The sequence below is a fragment of the Pseudomonas sp. Je.1.5.c genome, assembly GCF_051129895.1.
Lineage (GTDB): Bacteria > Pseudomonadota > Gammaproteobacteria > Pseudomonadales > Pseudomonadaceae > Aquipseudomonas > Aquipseudomonas urmiensis.
Genome location: NZ_JBCPSP010000099.1, coordinates 1 through 475 on the forward strand (window position 1 = coordinate 1; position 475 = coordinate 475).

Here is a 475-nt window from a genome sequence, read left to right on the forward strand (position 1 = left end):
CCGAATGCCAATGTGCCGGGCAAGATGCAGTACGACCGCAAGACCTCGGAGCGGGCGTTCAAGGCGATGCACAACCTGCTGGCGGAAGTGTTCAAAGGTTGAGTGTGCCGGGGCCGCGCAGCGGCCCTTCGCGGGCAAGCCCGCTCCCACAGGGAGGGCCGCGCTGTGGGGTCAGCGGTGAGCTAGATCAAACGCCCTGTTGGGGGCGGGCCAGGCCGCCGAACCGCCGCGAAGGAGTGAAAAATAGCCCCAACGCTTTTAATAAAGCTCTTTGCGGGTCTAACTTTGCTCACCACTGATCTGCGCAGCGCCGCTATCCCTGTGGGAGCGGGCTTGCCCGCGAAGGGGCGCGCAGCGGCCCCAACTAGCGCGGTAACTCGATCCGTTCGATTTCCCCAGGCACCACCGGCCAATCCCCAGCAGCCCAGCGCACCCGGGCCTGTTCGATCAGCGCCGGAGCACTTGCGACAAAATT

The 475-nt window shown here is 64.6% G+C and carries 2 pseudogenes; one reads left to right on the top strand and one right to left on the bottom strand.

Features of this window, described 5'->3' with window-relative positions:
• Positions 1 to 102, top strand: a pseudogene (locus tag AAZU54_RS27275) (dienelactone hydrolase family protein); the annotation flags it as partial.
• Positions 103 to 364: 262 nt separating this feature from the next.
• Here the strand turns inward: AAZU54_RS27275 and AAZU54_RS27280 are convergent.
• Positions 365 to 475 (bottom strand): annotated as a pseudogene (locus AAZU54_RS27280) (pirin family protein); the annotation flags it as partial.